This window comes from Streptomyces adelaidensis (assembly GCF_016598475.1).
GTDB classification, from domain to species: domain Bacteria; phylum Actinomycetota; class Actinomycetes; order Streptomycetales; family Streptomycetaceae; genus Streptomyces; species Streptomyces adelaidensis.
The window spans coordinates 1-1,009 of sequence record NZ_JAEMUX010000254.1; the positions used below are offsets into that span (position 1 = coordinate 1).

The window sequence follows — 1,009 nt, forward strand, 5'->3', positions numbered from 1 at the left end:
GCGAGAAGGAGTGGGCCACGGTCGCGTAGGCGTCCTTCAGAGCCTCTACGTTGTCCTCGGGCTCCGTGTGCGCGGCCCAGTGCTGCACGTCGATGACGATGTGGGCCGAACTCTTCGGGTTGTAGAGCTTAGGGCTCTGGCATGCGAAGAAGACGATCGCCTCGTCCGCCGCCGCCACGGCCAGCTCCCCCATCTTCAACTCGGTGAATTTCGAGGCCGAGGGGTCCGTCGGGGGGCCGTCTTCCAGGTTCCAGGTGATCCTTAGATCGAAACCCGGTGTGCCGATGGGCATGAAGACACGGCAGATGTCCTCGGTAGTGGTGGGGCCCGGGAATGCGTCGACAAGGTCTGTCGCGGCCTGCGCGACGGTGTACTCGTCCGCCGACGCCTCGAACTGCGACGACCCCGTGATCGCCTTCAGTGCCTTGGACGCGTCGGCGGACACGGCATCGCCACCGCAGAGTTGTGTCCCCGCAACTACCTTGTAGTCCTTCGGAAGTCCGTCATCGTCCCCGTCCCCGTCCCCTCCACAACCCGTGGCCCCGAGAAACAACGACCCGGCCATGGCCGCGGAGAGGAGTCCCCCGCGCACTGACCTACGACTGATCACTGTCCGCATCCTCACGTGTCCTTGACCGTCGACCGACCTCAGCCGGTCTCCGGACCGTTGCCCTGCTGCTGCGCCCGGTCGTTGCCGACCCCGTAGCCGGCCAGCATCGATTGCCTTAGGTCCACCCCGAAATCGCTGTTCTTGCCCACATCTTGGCGCTTCATGAAGTCTTCCATCGGGGCCTCGGCCATGCTCTCACCAGCGGAGTAGATTTCCTTCTTCTCCTCGTAGGTGAGCTCCTCCACCTTCTCCTTGTGCTCATCCACAGACTTGTCGGACATATCGCCGACCATCATGCCGATGACCTGTTCGGCAGCACCGCTGGCGGTGTCGGTCGCCAGCGGGATGAGCACCGCTGCCGTGCCCACGGCCGCGGTCGCGGGAAGGAAGGCGACGCCC

At 64.7% G+C, this 1,009-nt stretch carries 1 protein-coding gene and 1 pseudogene; both read right to left on the minus strand.

The window, feature by feature from the left end; translation table 11 throughout:
• Positions 1 to 445: hypothetical protein (locus I8N67_RS41650; RefSeq protein WP_200309576.1), on the minus strand; the 445-nt coding region annotated here is incomplete at its 3' end.
• A 203-nt stretch (positions 446 to 648) separates the two neighbouring features.
• A pseudogene (locus I8N67_RS41655) lies at positions 649 to 1,009 on the minus strand (hypothetical protein); the annotation flags it as partial.